The sequence below is a fragment of the Streptomyces sp. CA-142005 genome (genome assembly GCF_050942335.1).
Lineage (GTDB): Bacteria > Actinomycetota > Actinomycetes > Streptomycetales > Streptomycetaceae > Streptomyces.
This window is the reverse complement of the sequence record NZ_CP192078.1, coordinates 4,719,647-4,738,572: the sequence shown is the minus strand read 5'-3', so window position 1 is coordinate 4,738,572 and position 18,926 is coordinate 4,719,647. Positions and strand designations below refer to the sequence as shown.

The window sequence follows — 18,926 nt, the reverse complement described above, 5'->3', positions numbered from 1 at the left end:
GCGAAACCGGCCGGGCAAATTCATGCAAGCACGCTTGATTGTTTCTGTGTCCACTGCCATGCTCCCCCCATGGCCGACCCGACGCCCGTCATCGACGACCTGCGTGCCGAGAGCGAGGAACTCGACCTGCTCGTGGCCGAGTTGAGCCCCGGGCAGTGGGCACTGCCCACCCCCGCCCCCGGCTGGACCGTCGCCCACCAGATCGCCCATCTCGCCTGGACCGACCGGTCGGCGCTGCTCGCCGTCACCGACGCGGACGCGTTCCGCGCACTGGTCGGCAAGGCGCTCGCCGCCCCCGACTCCTTCGTGGACGAGGGCGCGGAGGAAGGCGCCCGGCGCCCGCCCGCCGAGCTGCTGGCGGCCTGGCGCGAGGGCCGCACCGCCCTCGACAAGGCCCTGCGCGAGGCCCCGCCCGGCGCCCGTTTCCCCTGGTACGGCCCGCCCATGTCGGCCGCCTCCATGGCCACCGCCCGCCTCATGGAGACCTGGGCCCACGGCCTGGACGTCGCCGACGCCCTCGGTGTGGCCCGCACCCCCACCGACCGGCTCAGGCATGTGGCCCGGCTCGGGGTCCGCACCCGGGACTTCGCCCACACCGTGCACGGGCTCACCCCGCCCGCGGAGGAGTTCAGCGTGGAACTCGTGGCGCCGACGGGCGAGTTGTGGGCGTACGGCCCCGAGGACGCCCCGCAGCGCGTCACTGGCCCCGCCCTCGACTTCTGCCTCCTCGTCACCCAGCGAGCCCACCGCTCCGACCTCGCCCTGAACGCCGCCGGCCCGGACGCCGACCGCTGGCTGGACATCGCGCAGGCCTTCGCGGGCCCGTCCGGCGGCGGCCGCCCGCCGAAGGGGGCCCCGGCATGACCGTGCTGCGCATCGGCAACTTCTCCGGCTTCTACGGCGACCGCTTCGACGCCCTGCGCGAGATGCTCACCGGCGGCGAGGTCGACGTCCTCACCGGCGACTACCTCGCCGAACTCACCATGCTGATCCTCGCCCGCGACCGGCTGAAGGATCCCGGCGCCGGTTACGCCCGCACCTTCCTGCGCCAGCTGGAGGACTGCCTCGGCCTCGCCCACGAGCGCGGGGTGAAGATCGTCACCAACGCCGGGGGACTCAATCCGGCCGGACTCGCGGATGCCGTACGGGAGTTGGCCGCCCGCCTCGACATCCCGGTCCGTGTCGCGCACGTCGAGGGCGACGACCTCACCGCCTCCCACCCCGGCGCGCTCGCCGCCCACGCCTACCTCGGCGGCTTCGGCATCGCCGCGTGTCTGCGGGCCGGTGCGGACATCGTCGTCACCGGCCGCGTGACCGACGCGGCCCTCGTCACCGGGCCCGCCGCCGCCCACTTCGGCTGGGGCCCCACGGACCACGACCCGCTCGCGGGCGCCGTCGTCGCCGGGCATGTGCTGGAGTGCGGGACCCAGGCCACCGGCGGGAACTACGCGTTCTTCCGGGAGGGGGACGTACACCGGCCCGGCTTCCCGCTCGCCGAGGTCCACGCCGACGGCAGCAGTGTCGTCACCAAGCACCCCGGCACCGGCGGGCTGGTCGACGTCGGCACGGTCACCGCGCAGCTGCTGTACGAGACCGGTGGCGGCCGGTACGCGGGGCCCGATGTCACCGCCCGGCTGGACACCGTACGGCTGAGCCAGGACGGGCCGGACCGGGTGCGGATCGAGGGCGTGCGGGGCGAGGCGCCGCCGCCCACGCTGAAGGTCGGGCTCAACCGGCTCGGCGGCTTCCGCAACGAGGTCGTCTTCGTCCTCACCGGACTCGACATCGAGGCCAAGGCCGCGCTGGTGCGGGCGCAGCTCACCGACGCACTCGCGAAATGGCCGCCCAATGAGGTCCGTTGGGAGCTGGTCCGCACCGACCGGGCCGACGCCGACACCGAGGAGACCGCGAGCGCCCTGCTGCGGCTCGTCGTACGGGATTCGGACGAACGGGTCGTCGGGCGGGCGCTGAGCGGGGCGGCCGTGGAGCTGGCGCTGGCCAGCTACCCGGGCTTCCATGTGCTCTCCCCACCGGGGAAGGGCTCGCCGTATGGGGTCTTCGAGGAGGTGTACGTCCCTCATGGTGCCGTCGACCATATGGCCGTCCTCCGCGACGGACGCCGTATCCCTGTGCCGGTGCCCCAGGACACTCAGCCCCTGGACGACGTACCGGCCCCGCCGCTCCCCGACCCCCTCCCGCCCGGTCCGACCCGTCGCGCACCCCTCGGGCTGGTCGCCGGGGCCCGCAGCGGGGACAAGGGCGGGAACGCCAACGTCGGGGTCTGGGCCCGCAGCGACCAGGCCTGGCGGTGGCTGGCGCACGAGCTGACCGCCGAAAGGTTCCGGCAGCTGATCCCCGAGAGCCGGGACCTGCCCGTCACCCGGCACCTGCTGCCGAATCTCCGCGCCCTGAACTTCGTCGTGGCGGGCATCCTCGGCGCGGGCGTCGCCGCGCAGGCCCGCTTCGACCCGCAGGCCAAGGCCCTCGGCGAATGGCTGCGCTCCCGCCACCTGGACATCCCGGAGGCCCTGCTGTGACCGTCCTGACCTCGGCCCTGGACCCGGCCGGCCCCGACTACCGGGCCAACCGCGAGGCCATGCTCGCCAAGCTCGCCGCACTCGACGCCGAGCACGCCAAGGCGCTCGCGGGCGGCGGCGAGAAGTACATCCAGCGGCACCGCAAGCGGGGCAAGCTGCTCGCCCGCGAGCGGATCGAGCTGCTGCTCGATCCGGACACGCCCTTCCTGGAGCTGTCCCCGCTGGCCGCCTGGGGCAGTGACTACCCGGTCGGCGCCTCGCTGGTCACCGGCATCGGCGTGGTCGAGGGCGTGGAGTGCCTGATCACCGCCAACGACCCGACCGTGCGCGGCGGCGCGAGCAACCCGTGGAGCCTGAAGAAGGCCCTGCGGGCGAACGACATCGCGCTCGCCAACCGGCTGCCCTGCATCTCCCTGGTGGAGTCGGGCGGCGCCGACCTGCCCTCCCAGAAGGAGATCTTCATCCCCGGCGGCGCCGTCTTCCGCGACCTCACCCGGCTCTCCGCCGCCGGCATCCCGACCATCGCGGTCGTCTTCGGCAACTCCACCGCCGGCGGCGCCTACATCCCCGGCATGTCCGACCACGTGATCATGGTCAAGGAGCGGGCGAAGGTCTTCCTCGGCGGGCCGCCGCTGGTGAAGATGGCCACCGGCGAGGAGAGCGACGACGAGTCCCTGGGCGGCGCCGAGATGCACGCGCGCGTGTCGGGCCTCGCCGACTACTTCGCCGTGGACGAGCCGGATGCCTTGCGGCAGGCCCGCCGTGTGGTGGCCAGGCTGGGCCACCGCAAGGCGTACCCGGATCCCGGCCCCGCCGAGCCTCCCAAGTACGACCCGGAGGAACTGCTGGGCATCGTCCCGGGCGACCTCAAGATCCCCTTCGACCCGCGGGAGGTCATCGCCCGGATCGTCGACGCCTCCGACTTCGACGAGTTCAAGCCGCTCTACGGGACCAGCCTGGTCACCGGCTGGGCGGCTCTGCACGGATATCCGGTGGGGGTGCTCGCCAACGCCCAGGGCGTGCTCTTCAGCGCCGAGTCGCAGAAGGCCGCCCAGTTCATCCAGCTCGCCAACCAGCGCGACATCCCGCTGCTCTTCCTGCACAACACCACCGGCTACATGGTCGGCAGGGAGTACGAGCAGGGCGGGATCATCAAGCACGGCTCGATGATGATCAACGCGGTCAGCAACAGCCGGGTCCCGCACCTGTCCGTGCTCATGGGGGCGTCGTACGGCGCCGGGCACTACGGCATGTGCGGGCGGGCCTACGACCCCCGTTTCCTGTTCGCCTGGCCGAGCGCCAAGTCCGCCGTCATGGGCCCGCAGCAGCTCGCCGGTGTGCTGTCGATCGTCGCCCGCCAGTCGGCGGCGGCGAAGGGACAGCCGTACGACGAGGACGCGGACGCCGCCCTGCGCGCCATGGTGGAGCAGCAGATCGAGTCCGAGTCGCTGCCGATGTTCCTGTCCGGTCGGCTGTACGACGACGGCGTCATCGACCCGCGCGACACCCGCACCGTCCTCGGCCTGTGCCTGTCCGCCCTCCACACGGCGCCCTACGAGGGCGTGCGCGGCGGCTTCGGCGTCTTCCGGATGTGAGGCATCACGTGATTACGACACTGCTCGTCGCCAACCGGGGCGAGATCGCCTGCCGGATCTTCCGCACCTGCCGTGAGTTGGGGATCCGGACGGTCGCCGTGCACTCGGACGCCGACGAGAACGCGCTCCACGCGCGCGTGGCCGACACGGCGGTACGGCTGCCGGGCGCGGCGCCCGCCGAGACGTATCTGCGCGGCGACCTGATCGTGAAGGCGGCCCTCGCCGCCGGTGCGGACGCCGTGCACCCCGGTTACGGCTTCCTCTCCGAGAACCCCGACTTCGCCCGGGCCGTCCTCGACGCCGGCCTCACCTGGATCGGTCCCTCCCCGGAGGCCATCGAGGCGATGGCGTCCAAGACCCGGGCCAAGGAACTGATGGGCCTCACGCCCCTGCAGGAGGTCACCGAGGCCGACCTGCCGGTGCTGGTGAAGGCGGCCGCCGGCGGCGGGGGGCGCGGGATGCGGATCGTGCGCCGCCTGGAGGAGCTGAGCGCCGCCCTGGAGGCCGCGCGCGCCGAGGCCGCGAGCGCCTTCGGCGACGGCGAGGTGTTCATCGAGCCCTACCTGGAGCACGGCCGCCACGTCGAGGTCCAGATCCTCGCCGACACCCACGGCACGATCCGGCCCCTCGGCACCCGCGACTGCTCCCTCCAGCGCCGCCACCAGAAGGTCGTCGAGGAGGCCCCGGCGCCCGGCCTGTCCGAGCAGCTCACGGAAGACCTGTACGCGCTGGCCGTACAGGCCGCGTGCGCCGTCGCCTACACCGGTGCCGGCACCGTCGAGTTCCTCGTCGCCGACGGCCGCGCGCACTTCCTGGAGATGAACACCCGCCTCCAGGTTGAACACCCCGTGACCGAGGCGGTGTTCGGCATCGACCTGGTCGCCGAGCAGATCCGCATCGCGGAGGGCGCGGCCCTGGAAAAAGACCCGCCACGCGCGCGTGGCCACGCGATCGAGGCCCGCCTGTACGCCGAGGACCCCGCCCACGACTGGGCCCCGCAGACCGGCACCCTGCACCACCTCGCCGTACCGGAGGGGGTCCGCCTGGACACCGGCTACACCGACGGCGACACCATCGGCGTCCACTACGACCCGATGATCGCCAAGGTCGTCGCCCACGCGCCCACCCGCACGGAGGCCATCCGCCGGCTCGCGGGCGCGCTGGAGCGGGCCGACCTGCACGGCCCGCTCACCAACCGGGACCTCCTCGTGCGCTCCCTGCGCCACGAGGAGTTCACGAGCGGCCGCATGGACACCGGCTTCTACGACCGCCACCTGCCCGCCCTGACCACCCCGGCACCCGACCCGTACGCCCCCCTGGCCGCCGCCCTCGCCGACGCCCACGGCCGCTCCCGCTTCGGCGGCTGGCGCAACGTTCCCTCGCAGCCGCAGGTGAAGCGGTACGCGGTCGCGGGGGAGGAGCACGAGGTCCGCTACCGGCACACGAGGGACGGCCTCGCGGCCGAGGGAGTGCGGGTCGTGCGCGCCGACGCGCGCGTGGTCGTACTCGAAGTGGACGGCGTGGAACGGACGTACACCGTCGCCCGCTACGGCGACGAGGTCCACGTGGGTGCCACCCGTCTCACCGCCCTGCCCCGCTTCCCCGACCCCACCGCCCAGCTCGCACCGGGTTCCCTGCTGGCACCGATGCCGGGCACGGTCGTCCGCATCGCCGAGGGCCTTGAGGAGGGGGCGGCCGTCCAGGCGGGCCAGCCGCTGATCTGGCTGGAGGCGATGAAGATGCAGCACCGGATCTCGGCGCCGGTCACAGGCACGCTGACCGCGCTGCACGCCACGACCGGCCGGCAGGTGGAACCAGGAACGTTGCTCGCCGTAGTGCAGGAAACCTCTTCTTAGGAGCCGCATGTCTCCCGTCATCGAAACCGAAGAGCACAAAGCCCTCCGCTCGGCGGTGGCCGCCCTCGGCAAACGCTACGGCCGCGACTACCTCCTCCAGGCCGTCGCCGCGGGCAAACCCCCCACCGAACTGTGGACCGAGGCCGGAAAGCTCGGCTACCTCGGCGTCAACCTCCCCGAGGAGCACGGCGGCGGCGGTGGTGGCATCGCCGAACTCTCCATAGTCCTCGAAGAGCTGGGAGCAGCGGGCTGCCCCCTGCTCATGCTGGTGGTCTCGCCCGCCATCTGCGGCACCGTGATCTCCCGCTTCGGCACGGAGGCCCAAAAGCAGCGGTGGCTCCCGGGAATCGCCGACGGCACCCGCCTCATGGCCTTCGGCATCACCGAACCCGACGCCGGCTCCAACAGCCACCGCATCACCACCACCGCCCGCAAGGACGGCACCGACTGGCTGCTGACCGGCCGCAAGGTCTTCATCTCCGGCGTCGACATGGCGGACGCCGTCCTGATCGTCGGCCGTACCGAGGACGCCCGCACCGGACGCCTCAAGCCCTGCCTGTTCATCGTCCCGACGGACGCCGAGGGCTTCGAAAGGCACCCGATCGACATGGAACTGGGCGCCGCCGAGAAGCAGTTCGAGCTGGTCCTGGACGACGTACGGCTGCCCGCCGACGCGCTCGTCGGTGGGGGCCCCTCCCACGCTTTCGGCAGTGGGGGAGAGGACGCCGGACTGCTGCAACTGTTCGCCGGGCTGAACCCCGAGCGGATCATGACCGCCGCCTTCGCCATCGGCATGGGCCGCTACGCCCTGGCCAGGGCCGTCGAGTACGCCCGCGACCGTACCGTCTGGAAGTCCCCGATCGGCGCCCACCAGGCCATCGCCCACCCCCTGGCGCAGGCCCACATCGATCTGGAACTGGCCCGGCTGATGATGCAGAAGGCGGCCCACCTCTACGACACCGGCGACGACATCGGCGCGGGCGAGGCCGCCAACATGGCCAAGTACGCGGCCGGGGAGGCCTGCGTGAAGGCCGTCGACCAGGCCGTGCACACCCTCGGCGGCAACGGGCTCACCCGCGAGTTCGGCCTCGCCTCGCTGATAACGGCCGCGCGCGTGGCTCGTATTGCCCCGGTGAGCCGGGAGATGATTCTCAACTACGTCTCTCACCAGACCCTGGGCCTGCCCAAGTCGTACTAGGCGACCGCGCCGACCGTCCTGGAGGAACCGTGTTCCGCAGCGAGTACGCAGACGTTCCGCCCGTAGCACTCCCGATCCACGAGGCCGTCCTGGGGCACGCCGCCGAGTTCGGCGAGCACCCCGCACTCATCGACGGCACGGACGGCACCACACTCACGTACCAGCAGCTGGACCGGTTCCACCGGCGCGTCGCCGCCGGGCTCGCCGAGGCGGGCGTCGGCAAGGGCGACGTCCTCGCCCTGCACAGCCCCAACACCATCGCCTTCCCGACCGCCTTCTACGCCGCCACGCGCGCGGGTGCCTCCGTCACCACGGTGCACCCGCTCGCCACGCCCGAGGAGTTCGCCAAACAGCTCGGCGACAGCAGGGCGCGCTGGATCGTCACCGTCTCACCCCTGCTGGAGACGGCCCGCCGCGCCGCCGAACTCGCGGGCGGCATACGGGAGATATTCGTCTGCGACAGCGCGCCCGGCCACCGCTCCCTCATCGACATGCTCGCCACCGCCGCCCCCGAACCGGAGATCGCGTTCGACCCGGCCGAGGACGTCGCCGCGCTGCCGTACTCCTCCGGCACCACCGGCATCGCCAAAGGCGTGATGCTCACCCACCGCCAGATCGCCACCAACCTCGCCCAGCTGGCGCCCGCCGTACCGGCCGCCCCCGGCGACCGCATCCTCGCCGTACTGCCGTTCTTCCACATCTACGGCCTCACCGCCCTGATGAACGCGCCCCTGCGCCAGGGCGCCACGGTCGTCGTCCTGCCCCGCTTCGACCTGGAGACCTTCCTCGCAGCCATCGAGAAGCACCGCATCACCGGCCTGTACGTCGCCCCGCCGATCGTCCTCGCCCTCGCCAAGCACCCGGCGGTCGCCCGCTACGACCTCTCCTGTCTGAAGTACGTCATCAGCGCCGCCGCCCCGCTGGACGCCCAGCTCGCCCGCGCCTGCGCGCAGCGCCTCGGCCTGCCCCCGATCGGCCAGGCCTACGGCATGACCGAACTGTCCCCCGGCACCCACGTCGTCCCCCTCGACCGGCTGCACGACGCCCCCGCCGGCACCGTCGGCAGGCTCATCGCCGGCACCGAGATGCGGATCGTCTCCCTGGACGACCCCGACAAGGACCTCGGCACCGGTGAGAGCGGCGAGATCCTGATCCGCGGCCCCCAGGTGATGAAGGGCTACCTCGGCCGCCCCGACGCCACCGCCGCGATGATCGACGCCGACGGCTGGCTGCACACCGGAGACGTCGGGCACACCGACGAGGACGGCTGGCTGTACGTCGTGGACCGGGTGAAGGAACTCATCAAGTACAAGGGCTTCCAGGTGGCCCCCGCCGAACTGGAGGCCCTGCTGCTCACCCACCCCCGCATCGCCGACGCCGCCGTCATCGGCACCTACGACGGCGACGGCACCGAGGTCCCGCACGCCTTCGTCGTCCGCCGCGCCGACACCGCCGGGGAACCGACCGAGAACGAGATCATGCAGTACGTCGCCGAACGCGTGGCCCCCTACAAACGCGTTCGCCGGGTCACCTTCATCGACACCGTCCCCCGCGCCGCCTCCGGCAAGATCCTGCGCCGGGAACTGAGGGAGCTGCCGTGACCTCGATCAGCCGCACACGCGCGCGTGCCGTCGAAACCCTCAGCCTCGACGCCACCGACACCCGCAACGCCCTCTCGGCCGCCCTCGTCTGCGACCTCGCCGCCGCCCTCACCGACTGCGGCAAGGACCCCGGCGTACGCGCCGTCGTCCTCACCCACACCGGCTCCACCTTCTGCGCCGGCGCCGACCTGCGCGACCCACCCGACCCCGACGCCCTGGTCGCCCTGCTCCGGCAGATCGTGGAACTGCCCAAGCCGGTCGTCGCCCGCGTCACCGGCCACGTCCGCGCAGGCGGGCTCGGCCTGCTCGCCGCCTGCGACATCGCCGCCGCCTCCACCACGGCCACCTTCGCCTTCACCGAGGTCCGCATCGGCGTCGCCCCCGCCGTGATCTCCCTGCCGGTCATCCCGCGCACCGACCCCCGCGCCCTCGCCCGCCACTACCTCACCGGCGAACGCTTCGACCCGGCCGAGGCCGTACGCCTCGGCCTGCTGACGACGACCGCCGACGACGTCGACGACGCCCTCGCCCCCATCCTCGACGGCCTGCGGCGCTCCTCCCCGCAGGCCCTGGCCGAGACGAAACAGCTGCTCACGGCTAGGGTGCTGGAAACATTCGACCGGGACGCGGCGGCGCTGACCGCGCTCTCGGCCCGGCTGTTCTCCTCCGACCAGGCCCGGGAGGGGATGACGGCCTTCCTGGAAAGACGGGACGCGGCATGGGTGGTGTGACCGGATGAGCACGACGGCGGAACGCGACGGCGTGGCCCGGCAGGACCCGAACCCCAAGCCGGACCGCAGCCCCAAACAGGACCGCAGCCGGGCCACGCGGCAGCGGCTCCTGGAGGCCGCCGTGGCCTGCCTGGCCGAACACGGCTGGGCGGGCTCCACCGTCGCCGTCGTCGCCGAACGCGCCGGCGTCTCCCGCGGCGCCGCCCAGCACCACTTCCCGACCCGCGAGGACCTCTTCACGGCCGCCGTCGAATACGTCGCCGAAGAACGCTCCACCGCCCTGCGGGAACTCTTCCCGGCCGGCGGCCCCGCCGACCGCCGCGCCGTCGTCGCCGCCCTCGTCGACCTCTACACCGGCCCCCTCTTCCGCGCCGCCCTGCACCTGTGGGTCGCCGCCTCCAACGAGGACCAGCTGCGCACCCGCGTGACCGAACTGGAGGCCCGCGTCGGCCGCGAGACCCACCGCATCGCCGTCGACCTGCTCGGCGCCGACGAGAGGCGCCCCGGCGTCCGCGAAACCGTCCAGGGCCTCCTCGACATGGCCCGCGGCCTCGGCCTCGCCAACCTCCTCACCGACGACGCCGCCCGCCGCGCACGGGTCGTCGCCCAGTGGGCCGACCTGCTCGAACAGGTCCTCGGCTGAGCCGTTGTCAGTGGCGGCGGCTACGGTTGCGGACATGGGGGACCACTTTCAGACCATCGTCGACCTGGACGCCACCGCCGCCGAGGCACCGCGCCTCGCCGAGCACGTCCTCGGCCGGCTCGTGACCGAGGGCATCGTGCTGGCCGAGCGCACCGACCGCTCCTTCGGCCACCACCTGCCCGGCCCGCACTGGCACCGGGCCGTCGACCCGGCGGACGCCCACTGGAAACCGTCCGACGGCCTGACCCTGTACACCGGGCGCACGATCTTCCACGGCGGCCAGGGCGAACCCGAGTGGGTCCGCTGCCCCCGCTGTACGACCACCACCCGCCTCTACACCGACGAGTACGACCGGATGGACGCGGCCTGGGAGCCGTACGGCACGGCCATGGACCGCTGGCACGCGACCGGAGCGGCCGACGTCACCTGCCCCGCCTGCGCCACCCCGGTCCCGCTCCCGGACTGGACCTGGGCCCACGACTACTTCGCCTTCGCCCACCTGGGCTTCGAGTTCTGGAACTGGCCCGAGTTCGGCGAGGACTTCCGCACCCTGCTCGCCGACGCGCTGGGCGGCCACCGCACCGTGTGCGTGTGGGGCAAGTTCTGACCCGGTGAGCCGGGCCACACCCGTATCCGGCACAGGGCAGTACCCTTGCCCCATGCTTCCGATGCTCGTCCGCCGCCGCCACGTGGACTACGTGCGCGTCACGAGCATGGGCTGTCGGCGCCTGCCCGCCTGATCCAGCCCCCTCCTCCCTTTCTCTTTCCGGTCCTTTTTCCGGCACCCGGGGGCCGTCACACCCCTCGGCGGCCACCCGTGCCCCGTACACCCGCGGACGCACCATGACCACGCACACCGAGACGGCGACCCCGTCCTACGACCAGCTCCCCGTCATCGACCTGTCGGACGCCGACCGAGGCCCCCAGGCCCGCGCCCGGTTCCACACCCGGCTGCACAGCGCCGCCCACGACGTCGGCTTCTTCCAGCTCGTCGGACACGGCGTCACCCAGGCCGAGACCGACGCGCTGCTCACCGCCATGCGCGCCTTCTTCGCCCTCCCCGAGGCCGACCGGCTCGCCCTCGACAACGTGTACTCCCCGCATTTCCGCGGCTACACCCGCACGGGCGACGAACGCACCGCCGGCGCCCGCGACTGGCGCGACCAGCTCGACATAGGCGCCGAACGCCCCGCCCGCGTCCCCGCCCCGGGCGAACCCCCGTACTGGTGGCTCCAGGGCCCCAACCAGTGGCCCACCGCCCTCCCCGGACTGCGCACCGCCGCCCTGGCCTGGATCGACAAGCTCAGCGCGGTGGCGAACCGCCTCCTGCACGAACTCCTGACGGCGATCGGCGCCCCCGCCGACTTCTACGACCCGGTCTTCGGCACCCACGCCCACCCGCACCTCAAGCTCGTCCGCTACCCCGGCAGCGCCGACGACGGCACCGACCAGGGCGTCGGCGCCCACAAGGACTACGGCTTCCTGACCCTGCTCCTGCAGGACACCGTCGGCGGCCTCCAGGTCCAGCGCGAGGACGGCCTCTTCCACGACGTCCCGCCCATCGAGGGCGCCTTCGTCGTCAACCTCGGCGAACTCCTGGAAGTCGCCACCAACGGCTACCTGATCGCCACCAACCACCGCGTGGTCAGCCCGCCCGGAGCCACCCAGCGCTTCTCCGTGCCGTTCTTCTACAACCCCCGCCTGGACGCCAAGGTCGAGCCGCTGCCCTTCCCGCACGCCTCCGAGGCCCCCGGCATCACCACCGACCCGGCGAACCCCCTGTACGCCGAGTACGGCTACAACGAACTCAAGGGCAAGCTGAGGGCACACCCGCTGGTGGCGCGGCGGCACCATGCGGATCTGCTGACCCCTGCATGAAAAAACGGGCCCGACGGGCCCGGTTCTCAGGGGCGCGGGCAACCGCAGCGGACCCGCGGTCGCCCGCGCCCCTGAGCCGTCTCTCTCAGCTGGCGATCTCTCCGTACCCCTCGATGTCCTCCGGCCGGCGCGGCCCGGGACCCACGTACCGAGCCGACGGCCGCACCAGCCGCCCCGTCCGCTTCTGCTCGAGGATGTGCGCCGACCACCCGGCGGTCCGGGCACAGGTGAACATCGACGTGAACATGTGCGCCGGCACCTCGGCGAAGTCCAGCACAATGGCCGCCCAGAACTCCACGTTGGTGGCGAGCACCCGGTCGGGCCGGCGATTGTGCAGCTCCTCCAGCGCGGCCTTCTCCAAAGCCTCGGCGACCTCGAACCGCGGCGCCCCCAGCTCCCGCGCCGTACGCCGCAGCACCCGCGCCCGCGGATCCTCCGCCCGGTACACCCGGTGCCCGAACCCCATCAGCCGCTCGCCCCGGTCCAGGGCCTGCCGGACGTACGCCTCCGCGTCCCCCGTCCGCTCGATCTCCTCGATCATCCCGAGCACCCGCGAGGGCGCACCCCCGTGCAACGGCCCGGACATCGCACCGACCGCCCCCGACAGCGCGGCCGCGACATCGGCGCCGGTGGAGGCGATGACCCGCGCGGTGAACGTCGAGGCGTTCATCCCGTGCTCGGCCGCGGACGTCCAATAGGCGTCCACCGCGGCGACATGCTTGGGATCCGGCTCCCCCCGCCACCGGATCATGAACCGCTCCACCACCGACTTCGCCTTGTCGATCTCCCGCTGAGGCACCATCGGCAGCGTCTGCCCACGCGCCGACTGGGCCACGTACGACAGCGCCATCACGGCGGCCCGCGCGAGATCCTCCCGCGCCTGACGCTCGTCGATGTCGAGCAACGGCTTCAGCCCCCACACCGGCGCCAGCATCGCGAGCGCCGACTGCACATCCACCCGGATGTCACCGGAGTGCACCGGGATCGGGAACGGCTCGGCGGGCGGCAGCCCCGGATTGAAGGCCCCGTCGACCAGCAGCCCCCACACGTTCCCGAACGAGACATGACCGACCAGATCCTCGATGTCGACGCCCCGGTAGCGCAGGGCGCCCCCCTCCTTGTCCGGTTCGGCGATCTCCGTCTCGAACGCGACGACTCCCTCGAGTCCGGGTACGAAATCGGACATCAGGCGGCTCCTCGTGAAGTGGTCGGCGGCGGTCACCCCGGTGATGCCCCGATCGGCCGGTGGTCACCCAAACCGCAAGGGAACCTGCACGATAACTCCCAGTGCCACAGTTGGGGAGTCTGTACGACACTGAGTGCCAGTGCCGTTCGATACGGCAAGATGACCGCGTGACCGACCGCGACCCGCTCCTGGACCCCGTCCTCGACCCCGCCGCCATGCGCAAGCAGTACCGGGCGGAGGGACTCGCCGAACAGGACCTCGCCGCGCACCCCATGGACCAGTTCGCCCGCTGGTTCGAGGACGCCGCCCGGGCGGCACTGCACGGCACCATCTACGAGCCCAACGCGATGGTCGTCTCCACGGCGGACGCGGCGGGCCGCCCCAGCTCGCGCACGGTCCTGATGAAGCAGTTCGACACCGAGGGCTTCGTCTTCTTCACCAACTACGGCTCCCGCAAGGCCCACGACCTCGCCGAGAACCCGCACATCTCGCTGCTCTTCCCCTGGCACCCGCTGGCCCGCCAGGTCATCGTCACCGGCACCGCCCACCGCACCGGCCGCGACGAGACCGCCGCCTACTTCCGCACCCGCCCGCACGGCTCCCAGCTGGGCGCCTGGGCCAGCGCCCAGTCCTCGGTGATCGCCTCCCGAACCGAACTGGACACCGCCTACGCCGAACTGCAGGCCCGCTACCCCGAGGACGAACAGGTCCCGGTGCCCCCGCACTGGGGCGGCTTCCGCATCACCCCGGAGACCATCGAGTTCTGGCAGGGCCGGCACGACCGCCTCCACGACCGCCTGCGCTACGTCGCCCAGCCGGGCGGCGGCTGGCAGGTCGAGCGCCTCGCCCCCTGAGAGCACGGGCGCCCCGTGAACGCAGACGACCCGCGGGCTGGGTTCCTCTGGGAGGAGCCGGCCGGACGTACCGGCAGCCCGCGGGCCGGGTGACTGCGTTGGATTCGGCCGGCTGCGTGTTTCGCACACACGCTGGTCCGGCACCGCACTGGGTGTGGTGGCGAGCCGCTAGCCCGCAGCCACCTCGCGCGTCCGGGTTTCACTCATTTACCCGATCACCTCCCTTCCACGTAAGCCACAGCCTAGGAAGCGGTCGGGGAGGGCTCAAGTGTTTTTCCGATGTGCCGCCGGCACAGACGGAGATCCGGATACCCGAGCTCGCACCGGCCGGCTGCCGCGAAGGCGTGACCGGCCCGGATGGCAGGCGGCCGTATTGACACCGCACTGGTCCAGACCGCACGGTGATCCGCGACACAGACGCTGCGAAGGGGCACCGCATGAGCGACGGCACGCCTGCCGACCTGTTCTTCGACGCCGCCATCGGCCTGCTGCAACGGGTCCGCGAGGAGGAGGCCGAGTCGATCGCCGCCGCCGGCAACCTGCTCGCCGACACCGTCGCCGCCGGCGGCCGCCTGTTCGCCTTCGGCGCCGGGCACTCCTCCCTGGCCGCACAGGACGTCGTCTACCGCGCCGGCGGCCTCGCCCTGATGAACCTGCTCGCCGTCCCCGGCGTCGTCGGCGTCGACGTCACCCCGGCCACCCTCGGCTCCGCGCTCGAACGCGTCGGCGGCCTCGCCGGTGCCGTCCTCGACACCTCACCGGTCCGCTCCGGCGACGCCCTGGTGATCATCTCCCTCTCCGGCCGCAACGCCCTGCCTGTGGAGATGGCCGTGAACGCGCGCGCCCTCGGCCTGAAGGTCATCGGGGTCACCTCGGTCGCGTACGCCTCGCAGACCACGTCCCGGCACTCCTCCGGCACCTTCCTGAAGGACCACTGCGACATCGTCCTGGACTCGAAGATCGCCGTCGGGGACGCGGAGCTCACCCTGGACACCATCCCGGCGCCCTTCGCCCCCGCCTCCACGGTCGTCACCGCCGCCCTGATGCAGGCCGTCATGGCGACCGCCGCCGCCGCCCTCGCCGGCCGGGGCATCGAACCCCCGCTCCTGCGCTCCGGCAACGTCGACGGCGGCCACGAGTGGAACCGCCGTGTGATGCGGGAGTACGCCGACCGGATCTTCTACCGGCACTGAGCCCACCGGCGAGCCTGCGGGAGGGGCTACTTCTCCCGCACCGCGTCCGCCAGGTCCAGCGCCGCCGCGATGCGGACGGCCACGTCCTCGGCATAGGCCGCGTCGGACCGCTCGAAGCGGCTGCGGCCGGAGCCGCGCAGGAAGGTCACCACGCCCAGCGTCCGCCCCCGGCTGCGCAGCACCGCGCACAGGGCGTGCACCGCGTCGCCGGGCCACTGCCGGGTCAGCGCCCATTCCCGCGCCCGCTGTTCCGGGACGGATCCGGCGTCCGCGCGTACCGCCCCGGCGCGCTCCACGCACTGCAGCGCCGGATGGCCCGGTTCGTAGCGCACGGGCAGCCCGGCCGCGCCGGTCAGCAGGCTCGGTCCCGGTGCTCCGGCGGGCGTCGCGGCGAGCCGTACCAGTCGTACGGCCGTCCCCTCGCCCTCGGAACCCTGGGAATCCTCGGGCCCCTCCGAGCGCGGGGAAGGCACCATGCGGTCGATCAACGCGTGGTCGGCGAAGCCGGCGAGGGCGAAGTCCAGGTGGACGGTGGCCGCCTCGGCCGGGTCCTCGCACTCGGCGGCGGCACGCGCGGCCCGGTGCAGTTGGTTGGAGCGGAAGCGCAGCAGGGCCGCCTCCTGCTCGCTCTGTTTGGCCTCGGTGACGTCCTGGAACAGCCAGCCGACGCCGAGCGGCACGGGTTCCTCCGCGAGCGGCGAGGCCAGCCGTACGAAGCCGTTGCGCCAGCAGCGCCGCTTCTCGCTCCCCTGGGTGCGTACGGTCACCCACATCTCGGCGGGCGCGGGCGGCGCGCCTTCGGCCAGCACATGGGTGAACGCGGCCTCCAGTTCCTCCACGCCCTGCGCGAGCAGTTCGCCGAGCGGCCGGCCCAGCGCGGAGGTACGCCCGATGCCGAGCGCGCGGGCCGCGTGCGCGTTGACGACGGCGGGCCGCAGGTCGGCGTCGATGAGCACGACTCCCCAGGCGGCGTCCTCGAACAGTGCCTCGCTCAGCGCGATCGACCGCTCCAGGTCGATCTGGGTGTGCACCTCGCTGAACGCGCAGTACACCCCGGCGGGTTTGCCGTCGGGCCCGCGTACGGCGGCGGACTGGGTCCGCACCAGCACCCGCCCGCCGTCCTTGGTGACCAGCGCGAACTCGTGCACCTGCCGCCCGGGCGCCTGCATCACCGACATCAGCCGGGTCTGCACCTCCTCGGCGTCGGCGCTGCGCACCGCCCATCCGGCGAACCCGTGCCGCCCCACGGCCTCAGCGGCCGTCCAGCCGAGGATGCGCTCGGCCTCCCGGTTCCAGTGCGTGACGACCCCGTCGGCGTCGAAGGCGCACAGGGCCGCGTCCATGCCGTCGAGCAGTGCGGCGAGCAGATCGGATCCGCCTGACTCACCGGGCTCGTCGGGCCCGAGTGCGTCGGTGGTCCCACTCCGCCGGGAAGCACTCACCTGGACCCCCTGGAGGCTGCGTCGGCGCGCTTACGGCGCACGGTTCGCTCACTGGGCTTCATCTAACTGGAACGTGACCCAGCCCACATCCTGTTCCCGCAAGATTGGCCCCACAAGATTGAGTGCCCCGAAGGGCCGCCGAACCCCCCCGGTGGCCGCCCGTTTTCCCGGCGGCCCCCGCTTGTCAGTCGGATCCGGCAGAATTGGTGCCAGGGCCAGCGCACGCGCCGGGCTGCCGGCAGAGGTAATCGAGGGGCACGTATGTCCGGACTGATCGACACCACGGAGATGTATCTCCGCACCATCCTCGAGCTCGAAGAGGAAGGCGTCGTCCCCATGCGCGCCCGCATCGCGGAGCGGCTGGACCAGAGTGGGCCGACGGTGAGCCAGACGGTGGCGCGCATGGAGCGTGACGGGCTCGTCTCCGTCGCCAGCGACCGGCATCTGGAGCTGACCGACGAGGGGCGCAGGCTCGCCACGCGCGTGATGCGCAAGCACCGGCTGGCCGAGTGTCTCCTGGTCGATGTGATCGGCCTGGAGTGGGAGCAGGTGCACGCGGAGGCCTGCCGCTGGGAGCACGTGATGAGCGAGGCCGTCGAGCGGCGCGTGCTGGAGCTGCTGCGGCACCCGACCGAGTCGCCGTACGGCAATCCGATCCCGGGCCTGGAGGAGCTGGGCGAGAAGGACGGTGCCGATCCGTTCCTGGACGAGGGCATGGTCTCGCTGGCCGACCTGGACGCGGGCACGGACGGCAAGACGGTCGTCGTCCGCCGTATCGGTGAGCCGATCCAGACGGACGCGCAGCTGATGTACACGCTGCGGCGCGCGGGTGTGCAGCCCGGGTCCGTGGTGAGTGTGACGGAGTCGGCGGGCGGTGTGCTGGTCGGCAGCGGCGGCGAGGCGGCCGAGCTGGAGGCGGACGTCGCCTCGCATGTGTTCGTGGCCAAGCGCTGAGCGGGAGAGGGCCCCGGCGCCTTGCGGCGCCGGGGCCTGTCCTCCCCTGTGCTGACCCGGAGCCCCGAGCTCTCAGGGTCATTCCCCTCGGACCGTTTTTCCCCGAGCGGTCCGCCTCCCGCAGAAGTGATCCCCTCGGTGGCGGCGATCATTCCTTCAGGGGTGTCACTCGAATGAGGGGTGTTGTCCGCAGATACGCGTTTTTCGAATAAGTATTCGATAGTCTGCGGCGGCAGGACGAGCACGACGACAGCACGACGACAAGCACGACAGCGACAGCAGCGAGTACGAGCGAGTACGGCAGTACACCGGTACGAGGCAGGCGGAGCTGGGGGGTGCCAGGCCGATGGCACGGCGTATCGACGTGACGGGAGCGGGCGGGGTGCGCCTCGCCGCCTGGGAGTTCGCCGACCCTCCCAAGACGGGACTCGATCCGGCGGACGACCGGACGGGCGGCCGGGCGGACGTGCCGCCCGGTCCGACGTCCGGTGCCGCGGGCGTGCTGTTACTTCACGGCCTGATGGGCCGTGCCTCCCACTGGGCCTCCACCGCCCGCTGGCTCGCCGCACGCCACCGTGCCGTCGCCCTCGACCAGCGCGGACACGGCCAGAGCGAGAAGCCCCCACAGGCCGCCTACACCCGCGAGGCCTATGTCGAGGACGCCGAGGCCGCCCTCGAACAGCTCGGCCTCGCCCCCGCGCTCCTGATCGGCCACGCCATGGGCGCGCTGACCGCCTGGCAGCTCGCCGCGAAGCGCCCCGAACTGGTCCGGGGCCTGATCATCTGCGACATGCGGGCCTCCGCCCTGGGCGCCGCCTCGCAGCGGGAGTGGGCGGACTGGTTCCGGGCCTGGCCCGTCCCCTTCGCCACGCTGGCCGACGTACGCAAGTGGTTCGGTGAGGACGATCCCTGGGTGGAGCGGCCGAATCCGGCGCGTGGTGAGTTCTACGCCGAGGTGATGCACGAGGGCGCCGACGGCTGGCGGCCGGTGTTCGAGCCGGAGCAGATGCTCCGGTCCCGTGAGACCTGGGTGTACGACGCGCACTGGGAGGAACTGGCCCAGGTGCGGTGCCCGACGCTGGTGGTGCGCGGCGTGGACGGGGAGCTGGGGCGGGCGGAGGCGCAGGAGATGGTGCGGGTGCTGCCGGCCGGGGAGTACGCGGAGGTCTCCGATGCCGGGCACCTTGCGCACTACGACATGCCGGGGGCCTGGCGGGGAGCCGTCCAGCCGTTTCTCGACCGGGTGCTCGGCGACTGA

The 18,926-nt window shown here is 72.5% G+C and carries 16 protein-coding genes; 14 read left to right on the top strand and 2 right to left on the bottom strand.

The annotated features are described in order from the left end of the window. The first annotated feature begins 69 nt into the window (after positions 1–69). The 10 genes from ACQPXS_RS22175 to ACQPXS_RS22130 all read left to right on the top strand — a co-directional run bounded on the left by ACQPXS_RS22175 (position 70) and on the right by ACQPXS_RS22130 (position 12,039). Positions 70–864: a TIGR03084 family metal-binding protein gene (locus tag ACQPXS_RS22175; RefSeq protein WP_433451054.1), complete on the top strand. Its 795-nt coding sequence runs from the start codon at positions 70–72 to the stop codon at positions 862–864. After that, positions 861–2,537 carry an acyclic terpene utilization AtuA family protein gene (locus ACQPXS_RS22170; protein WP_433451053.1) on the top strand — a complete coding sequence of 559 codons (1,677 nt, stop codon included), beginning with the start codon at positions 861–863 and terminating at the stop codon, positions 2,535–2,537. Before ACQPXS_RS22175 ends, ACQPXS_RS22170 begins: the two co-directional genes overlap by 4 nt. Beyond that, positions 2,534–4,132, top strand: coding sequence for an acyl-CoA carboxylase subunit beta (locus tag ACQPXS_RS22165; RefSeq protein ID WP_433451052.1), 1,599 nt, complete (start codon positions 2,534–2,536; stop codon positions 4,130–4,132). Before ACQPXS_RS22170 ends, ACQPXS_RS22165 begins: the two co-directional genes overlap by 4 nt. An 8-nt stretch (positions 4,133–4,140) precedes the next feature. Beyond that, positions 4,141–5,988, top strand: a complete 1,848-nt coding sequence (locus ACQPXS_RS22160) for an acetyl/propionyl/methylcrotonyl-CoA carboxylase subunit alpha (RefSeq protein ID WP_433451051.1) — start codon at positions 4,141–4,143, stop codon at positions 5,986–5,988. Positions 5,989–5,995: 7 nt separating this feature from the next. After that, positions 5,996–7,186, top strand: a complete 1,191-nt coding sequence (locus ACQPXS_RS22155; RefSeq protein ID WP_433451050.1) for an acyl-CoA dehydrogenase family protein — start codon at positions 5,996–5,998, stop codon at positions 7,184–7,186. A 29-nt stretch (positions 7,187–7,215) separates the two neighbouring features. Then, positions 7,216–8,787 (top strand): 4-coumarate--CoA ligase family protein, encoded by a 1,572-nt coding sequence (locus ACQPXS_RS22150; protein ID WP_433451049.1) that lies wholly within the window; start codon positions 7,216–7,218, stop codon positions 8,785–8,787. Continuing rightward, a complete protein-coding gene (locus ACQPXS_RS22145) occupies positions 8,784–9,518 on the top strand; it encodes an enoyl-CoA hydratase family protein (RefSeq protein ID WP_433451048.1) in 735 nt (244 codons plus the stop codon). The genes ACQPXS_RS22150 and ACQPXS_RS22145 overlap by 4 nt, the downstream gene beginning before the upstream one ends. 4 nt (positions 9,519–9,522) lie before the next feature. Beyond that, positions 9,523–10,161 (top strand): TetR/AcrR family transcriptional regulator, encoded by a 639-nt coding sequence (locus ACQPXS_RS22140; RefSeq protein ID WP_433451047.1) that lies wholly within the window; start codon positions 9,523–9,525, stop codon positions 10,159–10,161. Positions 10,162–10,195: 34 nt separating this feature from the next. Then, positions 10,196–10,768, top strand: coding sequence for a hypothetical protein (locus tag ACQPXS_RS22135; protein ID WP_433451046.1), 573 nt, complete (start codon positions 10,196–10,198; stop codon positions 10,766–10,768). 236 nt (positions 10,769–11,004) lie between these two features. Beyond that, positions 11,005–12,039, top strand: coding sequence for an isopenicillin N synthase family dioxygenase (locus ACQPXS_RS22130; RefSeq protein ID WP_433451045.1), 1,035 nt, complete (start codon positions 11,005–11,007; stop codon positions 12,037–12,039). A gap of 85 nt (positions 12,040–12,124) precedes the next feature. Here the strand turns inward: ACQPXS_RS22130 and ACQPXS_RS22125 are convergent, their stop codons facing one another. Further along, a complete protein-coding gene (locus tag ACQPXS_RS22125) occupies positions 12,125–13,225 on the bottom strand; it encodes a citrate synthase 2 (RefSeq protein WP_366487254.1) in 1,101 nt (366 codons plus the stop codon). 167 nt (positions 13,226–13,392) lie between these two features. On the opposite strand from ACQPXS_RS22125, the gene pdxH reads away from it, so the two are divergent. Both pdxH and ACQPXS_RS22115 read left to right on the top strand, forming a co-directional pair. Next, complete coding sequence (pdxH, locus tag ACQPXS_RS22120; RefSeq protein WP_433451044.1) at positions 13,393–14,079, top strand: pyridoxamine 5'-phosphate oxidase; 687 nt, start codon at positions 13,393–13,395, stop codon at positions 14,077–14,079. A gap of 437 nt (positions 14,080–14,516) precedes the next feature. Further along, entirely contained in the window at positions 14,517–15,272 is a 756-nt protein-coding gene (locus ACQPXS_RS22115) for an SIS domain-containing protein (protein WP_433451043.1), read from the top strand. 26 nt (positions 15,273–15,298) lie between these two features. Here the strand turns inward: ACQPXS_RS22115 and ACQPXS_RS22110 are convergent, their stop codons facing one another. After that, positions 15,299–16,714 carry a PAS domain-containing protein gene (locus tag ACQPXS_RS22110; RefSeq protein WP_433451042.1) on the bottom strand — a complete coding sequence of 472 codons (1,416 nt, stop codon included), beginning with the start codon at positions 16,712–16,714 and terminating at the stop codon, positions 15,299–15,301. A gap of 261 nt (positions 16,715–16,975) precedes the next feature. On the opposite strand from ACQPXS_RS22110, the gene ACQPXS_RS22105 reads away from it, so the two are divergent. Both ACQPXS_RS22105 and ACQPXS_RS22100 read left to right on the top strand, forming a co-directional pair. Beyond that, positions 16,976–17,668 carry a metal-dependent transcriptional regulator gene (locus ACQPXS_RS22105; protein WP_020940714.1) on the top strand — a complete coding sequence of 231 codons (693 nt, stop codon included), beginning with the start codon at positions 16,976–16,978 and terminating at the stop codon, positions 17,666–17,668. A gap of 346 nt (positions 17,669–18,014) precedes the next feature. Then, positions 18,015–18,926 (top strand): alpha/beta fold hydrolase, encoded by a 912-nt coding sequence (locus ACQPXS_RS22100; protein WP_433451041.1) that lies wholly within the window; start codon positions 18,015–18,017, stop codon positions 18,924–18,926.

What these genes read in the sequence shown, in the direction of transcription:
- ACQPXS_RS22175 (WP_433451054.1), top strand. Translation starts at nt 70, where the DNA reads ATGGCCGACCCGACGCCCGTCATCGACGACCTGCGTGCCGAGAGCGAG.
- ACQPXS_RS22125 (WP_366487254.1), bottom strand. Translation starts at nt 13,225, where the DNA reads ATGTCCGATTTCGTACCCGGACTCGAGGGAGTCGTCGCGTTCGAGACG.
- ACQPXS_RS22100 (WP_433451041.1), top strand. Translation starts at nt 18,015, where the DNA reads ATGGCACGGCGTATCGACGTGACGGGAGCGGGCGGGGTGCGCCTCGCC.
- ACQPXS_RS22155 (WP_433451050.1), top strand. Translation starts at nt 5,996, where the DNA reads ATGTCTCCCGTCATCGAAACCGAAGAGCACAAAGCCCTCCGCTCGGCG.
- ACQPXS_RS22170 (WP_433451053.1), top strand. Translation starts at nt 861, where the DNA reads ATGACCGTGCTGCGCATCGGCAACTTCTCCGGCTTCTACGGCGACCGC.
- ACQPXS_RS22135 (WP_433451046.1), top strand. Translation starts at nt 10,196, where the DNA reads ATGGGGGACCACTTTCAGACCATCGTCGACCTGGACGCCACCGCCGCC.
- ACQPXS_RS22105 (WP_020940714.1), top strand. Translation starts at nt 16,976, where the DNA reads ATGTCCGGACTGATCGACACCACGGAGATGTATCTCCGCACCATCCTC.
- ACQPXS_RS22140 (WP_433451047.1), top strand. Translation starts at nt 9,523, where the DNA reads ATGAGCACGACGGCGGAACGCGACGGCGTGGCCCGGCAGGACCCGAAC.
- ACQPXS_RS22130 (WP_433451045.1), top strand. Translation starts at nt 11,005, where the DNA reads ATGACCACGCACACCGAGACGGCGACCCCGTCCTACGACCAGCTCCCC.
- ACQPXS_RS22115 (WP_433451043.1), top strand. Translation starts at nt 14,517, where the DNA reads ATGAGCGACGGCACGCCTGCCGACCTGTTCTTCGACGCCGCCATCGGC.